Source organism: Pseudooceanicola batsensis HTCC2597 (genome assembly GCF_000152725.1).
GTDB lineage: Bacteria > Pseudomonadota > Alphaproteobacteria > Rhodobacterales > Rhodobacteraceae > Pseudooceanicola > Pseudooceanicola batsensis.
In genome coordinates this window covers 36,007-54,046 of sequence record NZ_AAMO01000008.1, presented here as the reverse complement: position 1 = coordinate 54,046, position 18,040 = coordinate 36,007, and the positions used below count along the sequence as shown (strand labels likewise).

Sequence of the window (18,040 nt, the reverse complement as noted above, 5' to 3'; positions counted from 1 at the left end):
CCTCTAGGGAGACCTAACATGATATCAGGTAAACGTATCCTATTCGCAGCTGCGGCAGCGCTGGCCACCACCGGCCCGGTCCTGGCGCAGGACACTCTCAAGATCGGGCATATCTCGGTCAGCTCGGGATTTCTGAAGTCCGTGGGCGAGCCCTCGAACGTCGCCGTCGACATTGCGGTGCAAGAGATCAACGAAGCCGGCGGCATCAACGGCAAGCCGATCGAGTTGTTCCGGTACGATACCGGCTCGGATCCCAAGCAGGCTGCCGTCGCGGCGCGCACGCTGGCAAAGGATGACGAGGTACTCGCCATCGTCGGGCCGTTCTCGTCCGGAGAGGCCAATGTCGCGCTGAACGATGCGGAACGCCTGAAGGTGCTCATGCTGCCCACGTCGTCCTCCGCCCCGGGCCTGACCGACGGCAAGACCTACGGCTGGCGTCTGACGGAAGACGAGAAGAAGCAGTTCGGCCGCCTGCTCGCCGCGATGAAGGAAAAGGGGCTCCCGATGGAAACCGCCGAGATCGTCTACGTCTCGGACGAGGTCGTCGCGAACGGCGCGGGAACCAAGCTCTATCCCGCGCTCCTGGCCGAGGCCGGCGTGGAGGTCGGAGACCCGATCCCGGTACAGTGGAAGACCTTCGACATGTCGGCCCAGGTCGCCAAGATCGTGCAGTCGAACCCCGATTTCGTCGCCGTGGCCGCGCTGCCCGAACATGCGTCGAAGCTGATCGCCGAATTGAACCGCCAAGGGTACGAAGGCCGGGTCATCGGATCGCAGATCTTCGCGGATCCCAACGTCCTGGAACTCTTCGGCCCCGAGGGCGAGGGCACGCTGCTGGTCGCCGGCTTCTGGAAGGGACGCACCGAGGCGAGCCAGAAGTTCAACGACGCGTTCGTCGCCGAGGCCGAGGCGCGCGGCATCCACAAGCTGGGCGCACACCATTCGGACGCGCAGGCCTATGACACGGTCTACCTCGTGAAGCAGCTCATGGAAGCGGCAGGTACCACCGGCGATCCGGACAAGCTGGAGGAAGAACGGCAAGCCCTTGTCGACGGCATGGAGGGAATCCGCTTTTCCGGTATTCTTGCCGACGACATCTGTTTTGACGGCCATGACGCAGAGCTTCCGGGATACGTCATCGAAATCAAGGACGGCGAGTGGACGAAATTCGCCGAAGCTCCGGCAGACAGCTGCGAGTGATCCTGAGGGGACCCGGTCTTGCGCCGGGTCTTCAACTGGCCCGGGCCGGTTCCCAGCCCGGGCCCCTTTTCCAGGAGCCCACGATGGACAACAGCCCCGCCCGTCATCTGTTTCAGGTCATAGCCAGGGTCCTGGCCTTTCTTGTGCCGCTGGTGGCCGTGATCTGGGTTCTCGCGATCCCGCAACGGATGGGGTTCCTGATCTATCCCGAACAGGTGGCGGCCCTCATGCTGGGCGCGGCACTCTGCGTCGCATTCAGCCGCGATGCCGCGACGTCCTCGGGCCCCAAACTTCTCATTGACGCCGTTCTGGCGATCCTCGCGCTCAGTGTCGGTGCCTATGTCTACGTCCGCTTCCCGGTCCTGTCGGAGGGCAGCCACCTCTACCCGACCGAAGCCTTCATCCTCGGCCTGCTGGTGGCGCTGCTGGTGCTCGAGGGATTGCGGCGCGTGGTCGGCTGGACGCTGGTCATCATTACGTTGACGATGTTCTGCTATGCGCTCTGGGGCCACCTGGTGCCCGGCCCGCTGCGGGGGCGGGGGCAGGAGTTCGCCGATGTCATGCGCTTCATCGGCACCGACAGTGCCGGAACGTGGGGATCTGCCCTCCAGATCGCCGCTTTTGTCGTGGTCATTTTCGTGCTGTTCGGCGGGGTTCTTCTGGCGGTCGGCGGCGGAGACTTCTTCACTCAGATCGCCACCCGTTTCGCCGGGCGCGGCCCGGGCAACACGGCGAAGATCGCGGTGGTCGCCTCCGGCCTCTTCGGGTCGATCTCGGGCTCCGCCGTGTCGAACGTGATGTCGACCGGTGTGATGACCATTCCCATGATGCGCCGGTCCGGGTTCCGCCCTGATCAGGCGGGCGCGATCGAATCCGTGGCCTCGACCGGCGGCCAGCTCGCTCCGCCGGTGATGGGCGCGGCCGCCTTCCTCATGGCCGAGTTGCTGCAGATGCCCTACAAGTCTATCCTGCTGGCCGCCATTCTTCCCGCCGTCATATACTACCTGTCGCTCTACGTGCAGATCGACTTCATCGCCCGCCGTGACGACCACAGGAGCGCGGACTGGATCGAGCATCGCCCGATGCGCCAGGTTATCGCGGACGGCTGGCTGCCGCTCGCCGCCTTCGTCGTTCTGCTCGGCAGCATTTTCGCCTGGAACACCCGCGCCGAGGTCGCTGCGATCTGGGCGCTCGGCCTGATTGTCGTGGTGGCCCTTGGCTTCTGGGTGCTGCGGGTCGTCAACGTCTCATGGGGTCCCGCCGTCAGTCCGAAGGAGCTTGCCGCCGGCATCACCAAGACCGGGGGTCAGGTCTGCGACGTGCTTCTGATCTGCGCCGCCGCCGGCATGATCATCGGGCTTCTCGCGACCACGGGTCTCGGATTTTCTCTTTCGCTGTTCCTGATCCAGTTCGGTGGCCAGAACCTGTTCGGCCTGCTGGTGGTGACAGCGATCGTCGGTATCGTCCTGGGTCTTGGTCTGCCGACCACCGGCGTCTACCTGCTGCTGGCCACGATGACCGCTCCCGCCCTGGTGCAATTGGGCATCCCCTCCCTGTCGGCGCACATGTTCGTCTTCTACTACGGGATGCTGTCGATGATCACGCCGCCGATCGCGCTTGCGGCCTATGCGGCGGCCTCGATCAGCGGTGCGCCGCAGATCAGGACCGGCGTGCAGGCGTTTCGTTTCGGATGGATCGCCTATTTCCTTCCCTTCCTCTTCATCTACAAACCCGGGTTGCTCATGTCGGGGCCGTGGTACGATATCGCCTATGTCTTCGCGAGCTCGGTCGCGGCGCTGGCGTTGGTGTCGGCTGCGCTGATCGGCCATGCGCTTGGCCGGATACCCCTGCCGGCACGGATCGGGGCGGCCGTGCTCGGTATCGCGATGATTGCTCCTCTCCGCCAGATCGGCCCCGCGGCGCTGGAATTCGGCGTATCCGCCCTGGGTATCGCGGTCATCGCGATCTACGTGCTGCGCATGCGCTCCGGGCCGGGCACCATGACCGCCTTGCGCGATTGACGCAGTTCAACGAAAAAGAGGCGCGCCGGCGGCACGCCTCTCTTCGTCGAGGGTCGGTCTGTCAATTCGTGAGACCCATTTCCTTGTAGAATTCCGTCGCACCGGGATGGTAGGGAATATCGGCTTCCTTGCCCATGTCCTCCTTGGAGAAGGCGGACCAGATCGGGCTGGAATTGCGCAGGAATTCCTCGCCCTCGTAGACCGCTTCGACCACCTGCGAAATTTGCTCCTCCGGTACCGAGGCATTGGCGAACAGCAGGTAATCGTAGGCGAACACGCTGGTCGGTTCGTCCAGACCCGGCAGATCCTCGTTCGCATCGATCGGCTGAAGGTAGGCGCCCGGCAGGTATTCCTTGGACTTGGCCAGGTGAGATTCGGGAACGGGGATGAACTGGATGTCGCCGACCGTGGCCTCGAGGTCGAAGCTCGCCTGCGACCCGACCGTCGCGATGGACACGTCGATCCGTCCGTCCTTGAACGCCTCGTACTGCTGCGGAAAGTTGGAGATCGGCACCGATTCCACATCGTCGTAAGTCAGATCGCCGGCGGCGAGCGCGGCACGTACCACGAAATCGCCCAGCGAGTTCTCGGAATATCGCGGCACCTTGTGGCCCTTGATGTCGGCATAGGTCTTGATGCCCGATGATTCCGCCGTGACCAATGCCGCGAGGAAGGGCATCAACGTCGCGACCAGCCGCAGGTTCTCGGCCTTTTCGGTCGACATTCCGGTGCCGGTGACGGCGTACCAGGTCTGGGGATAGTTCGCGATCGCCAGCTCGAGCTTGCCCTGGTCCAGCAGAGGTATGTACTGCGAGGTATTCGCGCTGATCTGCGGAATGACCTGCAGGTCCGAATTCATCGAGATCACCTGCGCGAGCGCCGTGCCGATCTGTCCGGTTGCGCCACCTTGCGTCGTGCCGAGCCCGAGGGTCTGCGCGCCGGCGGTCGTGGCGAGGAGCGAGCCCGCCACGGCCATGGCTCCGGCGGAGAAGTGTCTGTTGCAGAGTATCATCTCTGTCCTTTCCTTGTCTTCTGAGATCCCTGTTGCGCATGATATGTATGCGTATTCAGGGTAACCTTTTCGCTTTCCGATGTCACCGATTCATTCCACGCCGTGCATGGGGCGGAGGGGCGAGTGAGCCACTTGATGAAAAAGAGAATACGAAACATCCAATCGCGGAGAGAAGTGATTTGGCGGCTATCTCTGGGCGCTAATTGTCCCTAAGATACGGACAAATGAGCGAGGGAAATCTTATGTCAGACGCGCCGGAAACCACCTTGGCTTCGCGCCCGCAGATCGCAGCGGACCTGTACCTGAAAACTCTGTCCGAAGGTGGGGTCGATGCACTTTATGCGGTGGCTGGAACCGATTTTCCGTCGGTGATCGAAAGCTATGAAAAGGCAGGACCATCCGGCATCGACCTGCCTCGGCCCTACACCGTGCCGCACGAGAATCTCGCGGTGGCGATGGCCCACGGGGATGCGCTGCGGACCCGCCGCGCGCAGGTCGCGATGGTCCATGTCAGCGTCGGAACGGCGAACATGGTCTGCGGAGCGTTGAACGCGGTGCGTGATGGCGTGCCGCTGCTCTTGAGCGCGGGACGGACCCCCCTGACGGAAGAGGGCGAGCATGGCACGCGAACCCGCTTTATCCACTGGGCGCAGGAGATGTTCGACCAGGGCGGCATGATCCGCGAGGCCGTGAAGTGGGACTACGAACTGCGCAGCGCCTCGCAGGCCGGAGACGTCGCGATCCGGGCGCTCGACATAGCCGAGGCACCGCCGCCGGGGCCAGTCTATCTTTCGCTCCCGCGGGAACTGCTTGCACGGGAGGTGCCGCCGGACGTTCCGCGCCGCGTGCGCAGCCGCGTGACCGAGGGGCTACCCGATCCGGACGCGATCGACCGGTTGGCGGAAAGGATCAAGGCCGCGGAATATCCCGTTATCATCACGAGCAACTCCGGGCGCGAAGCCGGTGGCTGCGCGGCCCTGGCCGCGCTGGTCGAAGCCTGGGCGATCCCCGTGATCCAGTTCAACGCCCGTTCGGTCAACCTGCCGTTCGAGCATCCGATGTGCATCGGTTTCGATCCGCAGTCCCTTCTGTTGGGTGCCGATCTGGTCGTTTCGCTGGCATGTGACGTGCCCTTCGTACCGGCCGTAACCAATCCGCGTCCGACAGCCGAGTTGTGGGAGATCGACCGCGACCCGCTTTTCTCGCGCTATCCGTTGCGCAGTTTCGGCGCGGCCGAGGCCCTCGTCGCCTCTCCGCTTGCAGCCATTCGGGCATTGCACGCGGCACTTGGCTCGCCTGGTGCCGATCAGGCGCGTCGTGTCGCCGCCCGCGCGGCCAAGATCGAGGCGGTCCGCGCCCGTCGGACGTCGAGAGATACGGTCGACCTGAACCGGTTCACGGCCGAAGCCGCCAGTGCGGTCCTTGCAGAGCGTCTGCCGCGCGAATCGGTCATCGTGAACGAATATTCCTTCCGGACGGACCTGGCGAAGTTCGACGGGGAGGGGCAGTTCTATGGCTTTACACCGGCGGGCGGGCTTGGCTTCGGCATGGGCGCGGCGCTCGGGATCGCGGCTGCCGATGCACGCGAGGGTGTCCGCGACCGGCCCGTCGTCGCGATGCTGGGCGACGGCGCGTACATGTTCAACAATCCGGTCGCTTGCCACTGGGCCTCGGCCGCACATCAGCTGCCGATGCTGTCGGTGATCTTCAACAACCGGAGATGGGGCGCCGTGCGCAACTCGACTCTGGCGATGTATCCGCAGGGGGCCGCAGCCGCCTCGGACGGCATGTTTCTGGCGGACCTGTCGCCGGCCCCCGATTATGCCGCGATCTGCCGGGCCCATGGCGGGTCGGGCGAGACCGTGAACTCGGCCCGGGATCTGCCGGGCGCCATCGACCGGGCCCTGACGGCCATGGCCGGAGGCCAGCAAGCCCTGATCGACCTCGTGATCGAAGGTTGAGGATCAGTCCGGGTCGGCTTTTTTCCGGCCCGGCATGTGGTCAGCGGCCTGCATCCGGCGGGTCGCAAGGATCCGCCCGTCCCTCCAGGCCTGCGCCTCGGGAATACTGTCGACAGGCAGAATTCGCGCCACCGACTCGTGAACGCTCTCGGCGAGGTCCGGCCCCCAGTCGTAGTCGGTTCTCGCCTCGCGCCCCATGGTCTTCATCATCGGCCCCAGCTGGTCCACAAAGCCGCGAAACCCCTCGCGCGCGTTCAGATGCGCGGTCATGAACGGCCCGATCGAAGCCCACCTGAGCGCGAGGCCCGAGGTCAGCACGCGGTCGATGTCCTCGGCCGTGCAATAGCCTTCGCCGACGAGGTGCATCGCTTCGTTAACCATCGTGTACTGCAGACGGTTGAGCAGAAATCCTTCGATTTCCTTGCGAAGAACGACCGGCTCCATGCGGGCCGAAAGGAACAGCTGCCGCGCCCGTTCGAACGTCGCCTCTTCGGTCACTCCGGTGCCGCAGAGTTCGACGAGCGGGATATGTGAGGGGGGGTTGACCGGATGCGCGACCAGTGCGCGCTCCGGGTTCGGCACTTCGGTCAGGAATTGAGAACCCGGAAGGGCCGAGGTCGACGACATCAATAGCGCATCCGGTGGTGCGGCCTCTCCGATCTCATCGAAGACCGCGCGCTTGACGGAAAGCTCTTCCCGCACGCTTTCCTGTACCGCCTCGACACCGTCCACCGCATCCGCGAGTGATGTCGCCGCCCGGATGCGCGCGATGACCGTCTCCGCATCCTCGCCGGTCGACATCTCTTCGGCGAGGGTACGGGCGATCTGGGCAACGCGGGGCAGGGCGAATTCCGAAAGCGTTTCAGGGACGGAGTCCCACACCGCAACCTCGTAACCCGCGCGGGCAAAGACCACGGCCCAGGCAGATCCGACAGTGCCCGCGCCGATGCAGGCGACGCGACGGCCGGTCACGCCCCGTCCTCCGCCAGCGCATCGAGCTTGTCCTGCGACAGGTCCAGCCACGGGGTGGCGGTACGGCGCCTTTCTTCGAACTCTGCAATGGTTTGCGAGTGATCGGCCAGGATCATGCCCACCTCGTCCAACCCTGCCAGCAGCGCGCGGCGATGATGATCGGCGATGTCGAAGGGGATGACCTGCCCGTCCGGCAGGCTTACCGTCTTGCTTTCCAGATCGACGGTCAGCGGCGTCTGCGCTTCGGCGGCGCTTTCGACTGCCTCCATCTCGGTTCCTGTCAGGCGGATCGGCAGAACGCCGTTCTTGAAGCAGTTGGAATAGAATATCTCTCCGAAACTGCGGGCGATGACACAGCGGATTCCGAGGTCCGCGAGCGTCCAGACAGCCTGTTCCCGCGACGAGCCCGTGCCGAAGTTTTCACCGGTCACCAGGATCTGCGCCTTGTCATAAGGCGGTGTATCCAGCACGAATCCGGGCCCGCGCCATTCGTTGAACGCGTGTTTCCCGAGGCCCTCGCGGTCCAGCAGCAGCAGGAAACGGGCGGGGAAGATGATGTCGGTGTCGATGGCGTTTTCCAGCAGCGGCGCGGCCAGGCTGGTCAGGCTGGTGAACTTGTCCATTACAATAGCTCCCTCACGTCGGACAGGCGGCCGGTCACGGCAGCGGCGGCGGCCATCTGGGGGCTCATCAGATGCGTGCGTCCACCCTTGCCCTGACGGCCCTCGAAGTTGCGATTGGAGGTCGAGGCACAGCGCTCGCCTTCTTCGAGACGGTCATCGTTCATCGCGACACACATCGAACAACCCGAATCGCGCCACTCGAATCCCGCTGCCAGGAAAATCTCGTGCAGGCCCTCCGCTTCTGCGGCCAGCCGGACGGCGGCCGATCCCGGGACCGCAATCGCCTTGACCGACCCGGCCACGCGACGCCCTTCGAGAACCCGGGCGGCGGCGCGGAGATCTTCCAGGCGCCCGTTGGTGCAGGACCCGATGAAGACGCGGTCGATCGTGATCTCGTTCAGCCGGGTTCCGGGCGTCAGGTCCATGTAGTCCAGGCTCTTGCGGATCCGCGCGGCCCGGCCCCGGTCGGTCATCTGCTCGGGGTTGGGCACGACGCCCGTAATCGCGCCGGTCTGTTCCGGCGTGGTGCCCCAGGAGACCTGAGGCTCGAGCACGGAGGTGTCGAAAGTTATTTCGCGGTCGAAGACGGCATCCTCGTCGCTGCGCAGGTTGCTCCAGGCCGCGACGGCGCGATCCCACATCTCTCCTTCGGGCGCCAGGGGGCGGCCCTCTAGATAGGCGAATGTCACCTCGTCCGGCGCGACCATGCCGACGCGGCTGCCGGCTTCGATCGTCATGTTGCAGAGCGTCATGCGCGCTTCCATCGACAGCCCCGCGATCGTGGATCCCGCGTATTCGATGGCGTATCCGACGCCGCCCCCCGTTCCGATCTCGGCGATCAGCGCGAGAATCACATCCTTGACGGTGACGCCGGCGGGAAGGCCGCCCTCGAGGTTCACGCGCATCGTCTTCTGCCGGGTCTGGCGGATCGTCTGCGTGGCGAAGACCGAAGCGCATTCGCTGGCGCCGATGCCGAAGGCGATGCATCCGAAGGCGCCGTGGGTGGACGTGTGGCTATCGCCGCAGACCAGCGTGCAACCGGGCAGGGTGAAGCCGGTTTCGGGCCCGATGACGTGCACGATGCCGTGCCGGTCTCCGTTCATCGGCATGTATGCGATGCCGAATTTTTCAGCGTTCTCGCGAAGCCGATCGACCTGCTGACGCGCAAGTCCGTCGGCGAAGGGATGTCCCCGTCGCCGTGTCGGCACCGCGTGGTCCGCGACCGCGATGTGCAGATCCGGTCGCCGCAACGGACGGTCGTTCTGGTCGAGAGAGGCGAATGCCTGCGGGCTCGACACTTCCTGAACGAGGTGCCGGTCTACATACAACAGGCAGTCTCTGCCCTCGAAAGGGGCAACCACATGCTGCTCCCAGATTTTGTCATAGAGTGTCTTGCCCGTCATTCTGGCTCAGGTCCCTTCCGGCCTCGCTGGTCCCAAGACTCACATTTGTCTTGATCTGGGGACGAGGTTACTGTCTCATGAATACGCATTCAAGCGGTTCGACATGGTCGGCAATACCGCGATTACAGGGAGATACTCATGAGGTTGGGAGTCGATGTCGGCGGGACCTTCACGGACCTGCTTCTGCATGACGATGCTGCACAGCGAACATACCGGGCCAAAACGCCATCCACCCCCGAAGACCAGTCCATCGGCGTGGCGGAAGGCGTGCGACTGATCTGCGAAAAGGCCGGGGTTGCGCCCTCGGACATCAGCCTGGTCCTTCACGGCACCACGGTGGCGACGAACGCCGTGCTGGAAGGCAAGGGTGCGCGCGTCGGTCTGCTGACCACGGCCGGGTTCGAGCATGTGCTTCACCTTGCCAAGTCCTGGACGCCGGGCCCGCTGTTCGGCTGGATCGTCATGGACAAGCCCGATCCGCTGGCGGCCCTTTCGGACACACGCGGCATCCCCGAGCGGATGGATGCGCGCGGCAACGTGCTGACGGAGCTCGACGAAGCCACGGCCACCGCGATGATCGACGACCTCTGCGGCTCGGGAATCGAAGCGCTAACGATTTCGCTCATGCATTCCTACGCCAATCCGGCCCATGAGCGCCGCCTGCGCGAGATCGTGCAGGAGAGGTTCCCCGACATGCATGTGTCGCTTTCGTCGGACATTCTTCCCGAGTTCCGCGAATACGACCGCGCCATCACCACGGTGATGAACGACTATGTCCGCCCGATCATGACCCGCTATCTCGGCCGGATCGAAAAGCGACTGGGCGAGACGGGGGTCGACTCGCGCCTGCACATCGTCCGGTCCGACGGCGGGCTGATGAGCGCGGAGGCCGCTGCCGCACGGCCGGTCCACACCGTGCTGTCCGGTCCGGCCGGCGGCGTGACCGCGACGGCCATGATCGCTCGGCGGACAAAGCTGCCGCGCCTGCTCGCCTTCGACATGGGCGGCACCTCGACCGACGTCTCGGTCATCATCGACGGCGAGCCGACCATCACCCGGTCCACCGATGTCGGCTATTTCCCGGCCAAGGTGCCCACGCTCGACGTGCGCTCCGTGGGGGCGGGCGGCGGCTCCATCGCCGAGGTCTCGGAGCTCACCAATTCGTTGCGGGTCGGTCCGCGTTCGGCCGGCGCCATGCCCGGCCCCGTCGCCTATGGCCGCGGCGGCACGGAACCCACAGTCAGCGACGCGAACGTCGTGCTGGGCTACCTGCCGCCGAAACTTCTCGGCGGAGATATGAGCCTTGACCTCGACGGTGCGCGCGAGGCGGTCAGCAAGGTCGGCAATCCCATTGGTCTGAGCCCCGAAGCCGCGGCGCAGGGCATCCTCGACATCGCGAACGAGGTGATGCTCGGCGCGCTGAGGGTGATCACCGTCCAGCGCGGCCTCGATCCCCGCGATTTCGGCATCGTCGCCTTCGGCGGTGCAGGCCCGCTTCATGCCAATGCCATGGCGCAGGTCCTGGGCTGCTATCCGGTCGTCGTTCCGCACAACCCCGGCGTTCTATCGGCGCTTGGCTTCCTGGAGGCCGAGTTCAAGAACGAGAACGTGCGAACCCTGATCGGGTCGATCGCCGGGATCGACGATGCACATCTGTTCGCAGTGTTCAGGGAACTCCGCGGGCAGGCCGTCGACTGGCTGAACGAGGAGGAGGTCGCCGAAGCGGACCGCGGCCTGACCTATTCGGTCGATCTGCGCTACGAGCAGCAGGGCTTCGAGGTAACGATAGACGTCCCCGCCGACCTGGTCGAAAGCGGCAAGGGTCTGGACGCGGTGCTGGAGGACTTCCACGCAACGCATGACCGGCTCTACGGCGTGCGCTTCGACCTGCCGATCGAGCTGGTCGCGCTGCGCGTCGTGGCGACGGGGGCGACCCCGGCCGTGAACGAGGCGCCGCCTTCCGCCGGCACGACGGATGTCAGCGAGGCCGTGATGGAAACCCGCAAGGGCTTTTTCAAAGGCGAATGGCAGGACACGCCGCATATCGACCGCGACCGGCTGGCCGCCGGCGCCCGGGTCGAAGGCCCGGCCATCATCCGTCAATATGACACCACCACCGTGCTTCTGGCAGATCACCACGCCATCGTGGACGATCAGGGCAACCTGCTGATCTGGCCGAACGAGAAAGGGGAGTGAAGACCATGACAAAAGACGTCGATCCCATTGTCCTCGACCTGATCGAGAACGCGCTTCTGAACGCCCGTTTCGAGATGGACAGCGTCGTGGTCCGTGTGGCCCTGTCGCCCGTGATCCGAGAACAGCATGACGAATTTCCCATGATCTGCGACCCCCAGGGACGAATGATCGTCGGCCAGTTCGGAAGCTACATCCCGGCCATCGTCGAGGAATATTCCGACATCAACGAAGGCGACATCTTCGTCTGGAACGACCCCTATGCCTGCAAGGGGTCGATCTCGCACAACAACGACTGGTGCGTGATGATGCCGATCTTCCACGAAGGGGTGCATGTCGGCTTTTCCTCGATCTTCGGCCACATGGTCGACGTGGGCGGCAAGGTCCCCGGTTCGATGCCCGCCGATGCGTATTCGATCTGGGAAGAAGGGCTCCGGGTTCCTCCGGTGAAGATCTACGAAAAGGGCGTGATGAACGAGGGCGTGCTGAAGATCATGCTCAACAACACGCGCACGCCGGACATGAACCGCGCCGACCTGATGGCGCTGGTCGCCGGCTGCCGGACGGCGGCGAAGCGGGTGCAGGAAATCTGCGACCGGTTCGGTCGCGAGACCTACCTCGCCTCGTGCGGGCTGCTGCTGAACCGGACACGCGAAGCGATGCGCGTCCTGATCAACAAGTACATCTCGGAAGAGCCGGTCTCATTCACCGATTACGTGGATGACGACGGCGTCGGCAACGGTCCGTTCAAGATGCAGCTATCGATCTACCGGCGCGGCGACACGGCGGTCTTCGACTGGACGGGGACGGACGATCAGGCCGAGGGGCCGATCAACTTCCATATCCACGAAGGGCTCTGCAAGCTGTTCTTCGGCGTGTACATGATCATGGCCTTCGACCCGAAGATCATGTTCAACGAAGGTTTCTACGACCTGTTCGAGATCGTGCTGCCCGAAGGTTCGCTGCTGAATCCCAAATTCCCGGCGGCGCTGTCGAACCGGCTGAACACGCATACCCGGTTCTTCGACTGTCAGGCCGGTGCGCTTGGCCAGAAGGCGCCGCACCTGTCCATGGCCGCGGGCTATGGCACCTCGCCTCACTTCATTTTCACCGGGCAGGACAGCAACGGAAAGTACTTCCAGCTGATGGAGCTGCTCTTCGGCGGTGTCCCGGGGCGCCCGAGGGGCGACGGGCTGGACGGCCATGCCTGGTGGCCGCTCTTCTCCGCGACTCCGATCGAGTATATCGAGAACTACTATCCGGTGGTCGTCGAAAGCTATCGGCCGGTCAAGGACGCGGGCGGTGCGGGACTGCACCGCGGCGGCGCGGGAATCGAGAAGACCTATTGCGTGCTCGAGGCCGGATCGGTTTCGATCCACGACGACCGCGAGGTGGTCCCCCCTTGGGGCATCAACGGCGGCTTGCACGGCGGCACCTCGTCGAAATGGCTGATCCGGGCAGGGTCGGACGAGCGGGAGAGGATCAAGTCGAAGCTTGACAACCTGCAGGTCGAACCGGGCGATCGGATCGTGTTCATCACCGCCGGCTCCGGCGGCTGGGGCGATCCGCTCGAACGTGCGCCCGAAAAAGTCCTCGCCGACGTGCTGAACGATCTGGTGTCGCGAGAGAAGGCCGAAGAGGATTACGGCGTCGTGATATCCGACAAGAACGTCCTCGACAGTTCTGCGACAGAAAAGCTTCGCACCAGCCGCAAGAAGGAGCGCGGAGAGCCGGCACCCTTCGATTTCGGGTTCATCCCGGGCGTGCACGCGGCCGAATAGGCCTCGTCAGAGAAACTCGCCCCGTGCCTTGACGGTGGTCCCCGGGATGAGATCCCCGGGGATCAGCCGCAGCGACGACTCTCCACCATCGGGCTGGTCCAGGATATCCAGCGTCTCGCTGACCATGCGCTCGATCGGCTGCCGAACAGTGGTGAGACGGTAGGGGTGGCGCTGGCCTTCCCGGATCCCATCGAACCCCGCCAGCAGGATGTCCTCGGGGATACGCAACCCGAAATTGCCCCGAAGGGCGTCTGCGCACCCGATCGCCATGATGTCGTTCACTGCGAATATCGCGTCCGGCCAGTCGGGAGCGGGCCGGTTGAAGCGGCTCATGATGGCCGCGTAGCCGCCCGAATAATTCGACCCGCCCTCGATTTCCTCCAGATCGAGGCGCCCGAGCGCCGCAAGCGTGTCGCGGAATCCGGCGACGCGTTCCTGGCTGGTCGATCCCTGCGGATCCCCGCGCAGGACCAAAAAGCTTCGCGCCCCTGCCGCAGCCATCCGCCGGGCCAGCGCGGCGCCGCCCGCGCGGTTGTCGCACTGGACCGTCGCCAGCCCCGTTCCCGGCACGCTCCGGTTGAACATCACGACGGGGATGCCCAACCCCTCGGAGAGCTTGACCATCTCCGAAGTTACCTTGGCCGAGGTCATGACGATCCCGTCCACCGGGTAGCGCAGCGCCTCCATCATCACCTCGTCGCTGCTTTGCTGATCCTGCACCGAGAAGGCGAGAACCTGCCGACTGGTTCTCTGAAAGTTTTCCACGAAGACCTGAAGGCTTTCGGAATAAAAGGGATTGTTCAGGTTGCCGCTGATCACCGCCACCATCTTGCTGGATCTCTTCGACAGCGAAGAGGCGAAGACATTGGGCACGTAGCCGAGCTCTCGCGCCGCCGCCAGAACGCGGTCGCGCTTTTCCTTGGTGATGCTCGCCTTCGGGTTGAAGGCCCGTGAAACCGCGGGCTGGGATACGCCGGCAGCCCGTGCCACATCAAATGAGGTCACTCGTGGTTTTCTGGGCATCGTCACTCGTTCTTCAGCGCCCGCGCAGGGCCGGATGTACAATCTGTGCTCAGGATCATTGACAGATCGAAACCCTATGGCAAAGATGTGAATGCGTATTCAAACTCGCTGGATAGAGTCGCGAAAGACGATCGACCGGCAAACAGGAGGTATTCCGATGACCAAGTTACGCACGACGACACTGATCGCCGCAGCCGCGATGATCGTTGCCCCGACCCTTTCCCTCGCGCAAGACGGCATGGCGCGCGCAAAGGAAAGACTGTCCGCCTACACATCCAAGCCAGAATTCGTCGCCCCGGGTGAGCCTTTCGACATCAAGCAGTGCGCCGCCGGGAAAAAGATGCTGTCGATCCCGAACAACTCGGCCAATCCCTTCCTCAAAGGGATCATCGATCGCATGAAGACCGTCGGTGACAAGATCGGGCTCGAGGTCGTGGAGTGGGAAAACCAGGGCCAGCCCAGCCAGTGGGTGCAGGGCTTCGACTATGCCGTGCGCGACGGGTTCGACGTGATCGACCTGATCTCGGGGATCTCGCCGGACACGGTCGAACCGCAGATCAAGGCGGCGAACGAGGCCGGCATCAAGGTGATGACCTCGCATTTCTACGACCCCAGCTTCGAACCGAATCCGCTTCTCTCCAGCTCTCTCCCCATCGGTTTCAACGAAATCGGTCGCATCCTCGCCAACTGGATCACCGTCAACACCGACGGCAAGGGCCGCGTCGCGCTGATCGTCTCGCGCGAGGTGCCCCCGACGATCCCGCTGGTCGATGGCTTCACCGAAGAACTGGCCGAAAACTGCCCCGACTGCGAGATCGCGCAGGAGATCAACGTAGGGGTCGCGGAATGGGGCACCAAGATCCAGCCCTCGGTCCAGTCCGCGCTGCAGGCGGATCCCGACATCGACGTGGTCGTCCCGATCTACGACTCCATGTCACAGTTCGTCGTGCCCGCGCTGCGCCTGACCGGCAAGCTGGGCCAGGTCAAGGTGGCGACGTTCAACGGCACGCCCTTCGTGCTCGACTTCATCCAGCAGGGCGCCGTGTCGATGGATATCGGCGAGAGCCTCGACTGGATCGCCTACGCCACGGTGGATGGCCACATGCGCGATCTCTGCGGTCTGCCGGTTCCGGACAAGCTCAATGTGCCGTTCTACATCTTCGATGAATCGAACGCCACGGACGCCGGAACGCCGGCGGAGTTCGACACCGGCTATGGCGATGCCTACGTATCCGGTTTCGCTAAGCTTTGGGGCCTGGAATAACCTCGTGACTGCGGCAACTGGCGAACTATCGACCAACGCGGCCCCCCTCGGGGGGTCGCCGACCCTGCGGCTGGAGGGCATATCCAAGACCTTCCGGGCCACCCGGGCGCTCGACCACGTGACGCTCGAGGTCAGGCCGGGAGAGATCCATGGCCTGCTCGGAACCAACGGATCAGGGAAATCGACCCTGATCAAGGTGCTTGCAGGCTATCACGCGCCCGATCCCGGCGGGCGCATGACCTTCAACGGCGAAGAGGTCTCCCTGCCTCTGTCGTCTTCCGATTTCCGCCGTCTCGGCATGAGCTTCGTGCACCAGAACCTCGGGTTGCTGCCGTCGCTGACGGTGCTCGAAAACCTGCGGCTGAAACAGATCGCCCTGTCTCCGGGGATGCATCTGAACTGGCGTCGCGAGCGGGCCGAGGGGCAGGCGGTGCTGGACCGTTACGGGCTGGACATTCCCCAATGGCGGCGTGTCGATGAACTGAGCGCGGTGAACCGCGCCCTGCTGGCCATCGTCCGCGCCTTCGAGGAAATCCGTGAAGGCTGCGAAGCGACCGGCAAGCCGGGGCTCGTGCTTCTCGATGAACCCACGCCATTCCTGCCCGAGGAAGGCGTCGCGCGGCTGTTCAAGCTGATGAGAGAGATCGCGGCCAGCGGGTCGTCCGTTCTCTTTATCTCGCACGACATCGACGAGGTCATGGAGATCACGGACCGCGCCACGATCCTGCGTGACGGGCGCGTCTCCGGAGAGGTCGAAACCGCGAGTGCCAGCCATGACGACATGATCGAATTGATCATCGGCCGGTCACTCGCCCCCGCCGAGGAACGAACCAACGAGGCGACCGCCTTTGCCCCCGGCCTGTCCATCACGTCCGTCGAGGCGGATGGGATCGCACCCTTTTCGCTGGACATCGGCAAGGGCGAGGTCATTGGTCTCACCGGCCTGATCGGAGCGGGTTACGACCGCATTCCCTATCTGGTGTTCGGCGCCAGCCCTGCCACGGCGGGCGAGCTGACTATCGACGGACGACAGCTGGCGCTGCCCGGGATGACCCCGGCCAAGGCCATTGCCGAAAACCTGGCCTTGCTGCCGGGCGACCGCGAGGCGCAGAGCGGCGTGCCCAGTCTGTCGATCGCCGACAACATGCTGCTGCCCGATGTCTCCGACTGGTTCCGGGGCGGTCTGCTGCGCAATCGCGGCATGCGGAATGAGGCAAAACGACTGGGCGACGCCTACGAGGTGCGTCCGAACGATCCCGACCTGCCTCTCGCCGCGCTTTCCGGCGGCAATGCACAAAAGGTGCTGATCGCCCGCTGGATGAAGCGCAAGCCTCGCCTGCTGCTGCTTGACGAGCCGACCCAGGGGGTCGACGTCGGGACCCGCGCGCGCATCTTCGATGCCATCGCCGCCGAGGCCGAGACCGGCATGTCCGTGCTCTGCGCCTCGTCCGATGCCGAGCAGCTGGCGCGTATCTGCGACCGCGTCCTCGTCTTCGCCCGTGGCCGGGTGGTGCGCGAACTGACCGGATCGCAGGTGAGCAAAGATCACATCACCCAGGCTTGCTACGCCTCGCTCGAGAACTCAGACCGGAGCCCGACATGACCACACAAGCCCGCGCCCATGCCGCCGCCCGGCGGATGCGCCTTTTCGAACGCTATGCCCTGCTGGTCGTCTGGGCGCTACTGATCATCGGCTTCAGCCTGGCGCTGCCGAATTCGTTCCCGAGGTGGGGCAATTTTTCGATCCTCTTCGCCTCCTACGCGCCGGCGGCCCTGCTGGCCCTGGCCATCATCATTCCGCTGACTTCCGGCGATTACGACCTCTCGGTCGGCGCGGTGATGACCCTGTCGTCCTGCCTCATCGCCGTGCTGAACGCCTGGGCGGGCCTGCCCATCCTGCTGTGCCTGTTGCTGGCGGTCCTGGCCGGTGTGGTCGTGGGTCTCTTCCACGCCTTCTTTATCGTCTATGTGCGGATTCCCTCGCTGGTGGTCACGCTGGGCTCGACCTCGCTGATCTCCGGTGTCGTGCAGTGGTTCACCAAGTCATCGACGATCGGCGGCATCGACAATGCCCTGATCATGTCGGTCGTGGGGGGGCGCCTCTTCGGTGTGCCCTATGCGTTCTACTACGCTTTCGCGGCCGTGGTCATCCTGTGGTACGTCTTCGACTACACGCCGCTCGGGCGGCGCCTGCTGTTCGTCGGCCGGGGGAGAGAGGTCGCACGGCTGAACGGAATCGCGGTCGAACGGGTGCGTGTCGGGGCCTTGGTGGCGTCGTCTGTCGTCGCCTCCTGCGCGGGCATCCTATATGCCGGGGTTCTGGGTTCGGCAGACCCCTATTCCGGCCTGAACTATCTCCTGCCGGCCTTCGCGGCCGCCTTCCTGGGGTCGACCACGATCATGCCGGGGCGCTTCAACCCCTGGGGCGCGATGGTTGCCGTCTACTTCCTGGGGACCGGAATCACCGGTCTTACGATGCTCGGCATTCCACTTTGGGTGACGAACGTGTTCAATGGTGGAGCACTGATCCTGGCCGTCACGATCTCCCAGCTGACGCGCGGACGTGAAGCCCCGGACATCGGCTGAC

13 protein-coding genes are annotated in these 18,040 nt (G+C 64.4%); 8 read left to right on the top strand and 5 right to left on the bottom strand.

All coding sequences use genetic code 11. From position 1 onward, the window contains the following. Window positions 1-18 precede the first annotated feature (18 nt). Together OB2597_RS01620 and OB2597_RS01615 are read left to right on the top strand one after the other, a co-directional pair. The gene (locus tag OB2597_RS01620; protein WP_009803758.1) at window positions 19-1,200 is read left to right on the top strand and encodes an ABC transporter substrate-binding protein; all 1,182 of its coding nucleotides are present in this window, start codon (window positions 19-21) and stop codon (window positions 1,198-1,200) included. A gap of 83 nt (window positions 1,201-1,283) precedes the next feature. Beyond that, the gene (locus tag OB2597_RS01615; RefSeq protein WP_009803757.1) at window positions 1,284-3,221 is read left to right on the top strand and encodes a TRAP transporter permease; all 1,938 of its coding nucleotides are present in this window, start codon (window positions 1,284-1,286) and stop codon (window positions 3,219-3,221) included. Window positions 3,222-3,282: 61 nt separating this feature from the next. Here OB2597_RS01615 and OB2597_RS01610 read toward each other — a convergent pair whose 3' ends face one another. Continuing rightward, entirely contained in the window at window positions 3,283-4,233 is a 951-nt protein-coding gene (locus tag OB2597_RS01610) for a TAXI family TRAP transporter solute-binding subunit (protein WP_040608890.1), read from the bottom strand. A 224-nt stretch (window positions 4,234-4,457) separates the two neighbouring features. On the opposite strand from OB2597_RS01610, the gene OB2597_RS01605 reads away from it, so the two are divergent. Continuing rightward, window positions 4,458-6,194, top strand: a complete 1,737-nt coding sequence (locus OB2597_RS01605) for a thiamine pyrophosphate-requiring protein (RefSeq protein WP_084658514.1) — start codon at window positions 4,458-4,460, stop codon at window positions 6,192-6,194. A gap of 3 nt (window positions 6,195-6,197) precedes the next feature. On the opposite strand, the gene OB2597_RS01600 is transcribed toward OB2597_RS01605, so the two are convergent. The 3 genes from OB2597_RS01600 to leuC are packed head-to-tail and all read right to left on the bottom strand — an operon-like array spanning window position 6,198 to window position 9,192. Beyond that, window positions 6,198-7,166 carry a 3-hydroxyacyl-CoA dehydrogenase NAD-binding domain-containing protein gene (locus OB2597_RS01600; protein WP_009803754.1) on the bottom strand — a complete coding sequence of 323 codons (969 nt, stop codon included), beginning with the start codon at window positions 7,164-7,166 and terminating at the stop codon, window positions 6,198-6,200. Next, window positions 7,163-7,789 (bottom strand): 3-isopropylmalate dehydratase small subunit, encoded by a 627-nt coding sequence (gene leuD, locus OB2597_RS01595; protein WP_009803753.1) that lies wholly within the window; start codon window positions 7,787-7,789, stop codon window positions 7,163-7,165. The genes OB2597_RS01600 and leuD overlap by 4 nt, the downstream gene beginning before the upstream one ends. Beyond that, window positions 7,789-9,192: a 3-isopropylmalate dehydratase large subunit gene (gene leuC / locus OB2597_RS01590; protein ID WP_009803752.1), complete on the bottom strand. Its 1,404-nt coding sequence runs from the start codon at window positions 9,190-9,192 to the stop codon at window positions 7,789-7,791. The genes leuD and leuC overlap by 1 nt, the downstream gene beginning before the upstream one ends. Before the next feature lie 138 nt (window positions 9,193-9,330). On the opposite strand from leuC, the gene OB2597_RS01585 reads away from it, so the two are divergent. Together OB2597_RS01585 and OB2597_RS01580 are read left to right on the top strand one after the other, a co-directional pair. Further along, a complete protein-coding gene (locus OB2597_RS01585; RefSeq protein ID WP_009803751.1) occupies window positions 9,331-11,388 on the top strand; it encodes a hydantoinase/oxoprolinase family protein in 2,058 nt (685 codons plus the stop codon). Between the two features lie 5 nt (window positions 11,389-11,393). Beyond that, window positions 11,394-13,166, top strand: coding sequence for a hydantoinase B/oxoprolinase family protein (locus tag OB2597_RS01580; protein ID WP_040608907.1), 1,773 nt, complete (start codon window positions 11,394-11,396; stop codon window positions 13,164-13,166). A 6-nt stretch (window positions 13,167-13,172) separates the two neighbouring features. Here the strand turns inward: OB2597_RS01580 and OB2597_RS01575 are convergent, their stop codons facing one another. Next, window positions 13,173-14,171, bottom strand: a complete 999-nt coding sequence (locus OB2597_RS01575) for a LacI family DNA-binding transcriptional regulator (protein ID WP_238529693.1) — start codon at window positions 14,169-14,171, stop codon at window positions 13,173-13,175. 175 nt (window positions 14,172-14,346) lie between these two features. On the opposite strand from OB2597_RS01575, the gene OB2597_RS01570 reads away from it, so the two are divergent. From OB2597_RS01570 to OB2597_RS01560, 3 genes are read left to right on the top strand one after another with little or no spacing between them, the layout of a single operon-like run. Next, a complete protein-coding gene (locus tag OB2597_RS01570; RefSeq protein WP_009803748.1) occupies window positions 14,347-15,453 on the top strand; it encodes a sugar ABC transporter substrate-binding protein in 1,107 nt (368 codons plus the stop codon). 4 nt (window positions 15,454-15,457) lie between these two features. Further along, window positions 15,458-17,056, top strand: coding sequence for a sugar ABC transporter ATP-binding protein (locus tag OB2597_RS01565; RefSeq protein WP_009803747.1), 1,599 nt, complete (start codon window positions 15,458-15,460; stop codon window positions 17,054-17,056). Beyond that, entirely contained in the window at window positions 17,053-18,039 is a 987-nt protein-coding gene (locus tag OB2597_RS01560; protein ID WP_009803746.1) for an ABC transporter permease, read from the top strand. The genes OB2597_RS01565 and OB2597_RS01560 overlap by 4 nt, the downstream gene beginning before the upstream one ends. Window position 18,040: the final 1 nt, after the last annotated feature.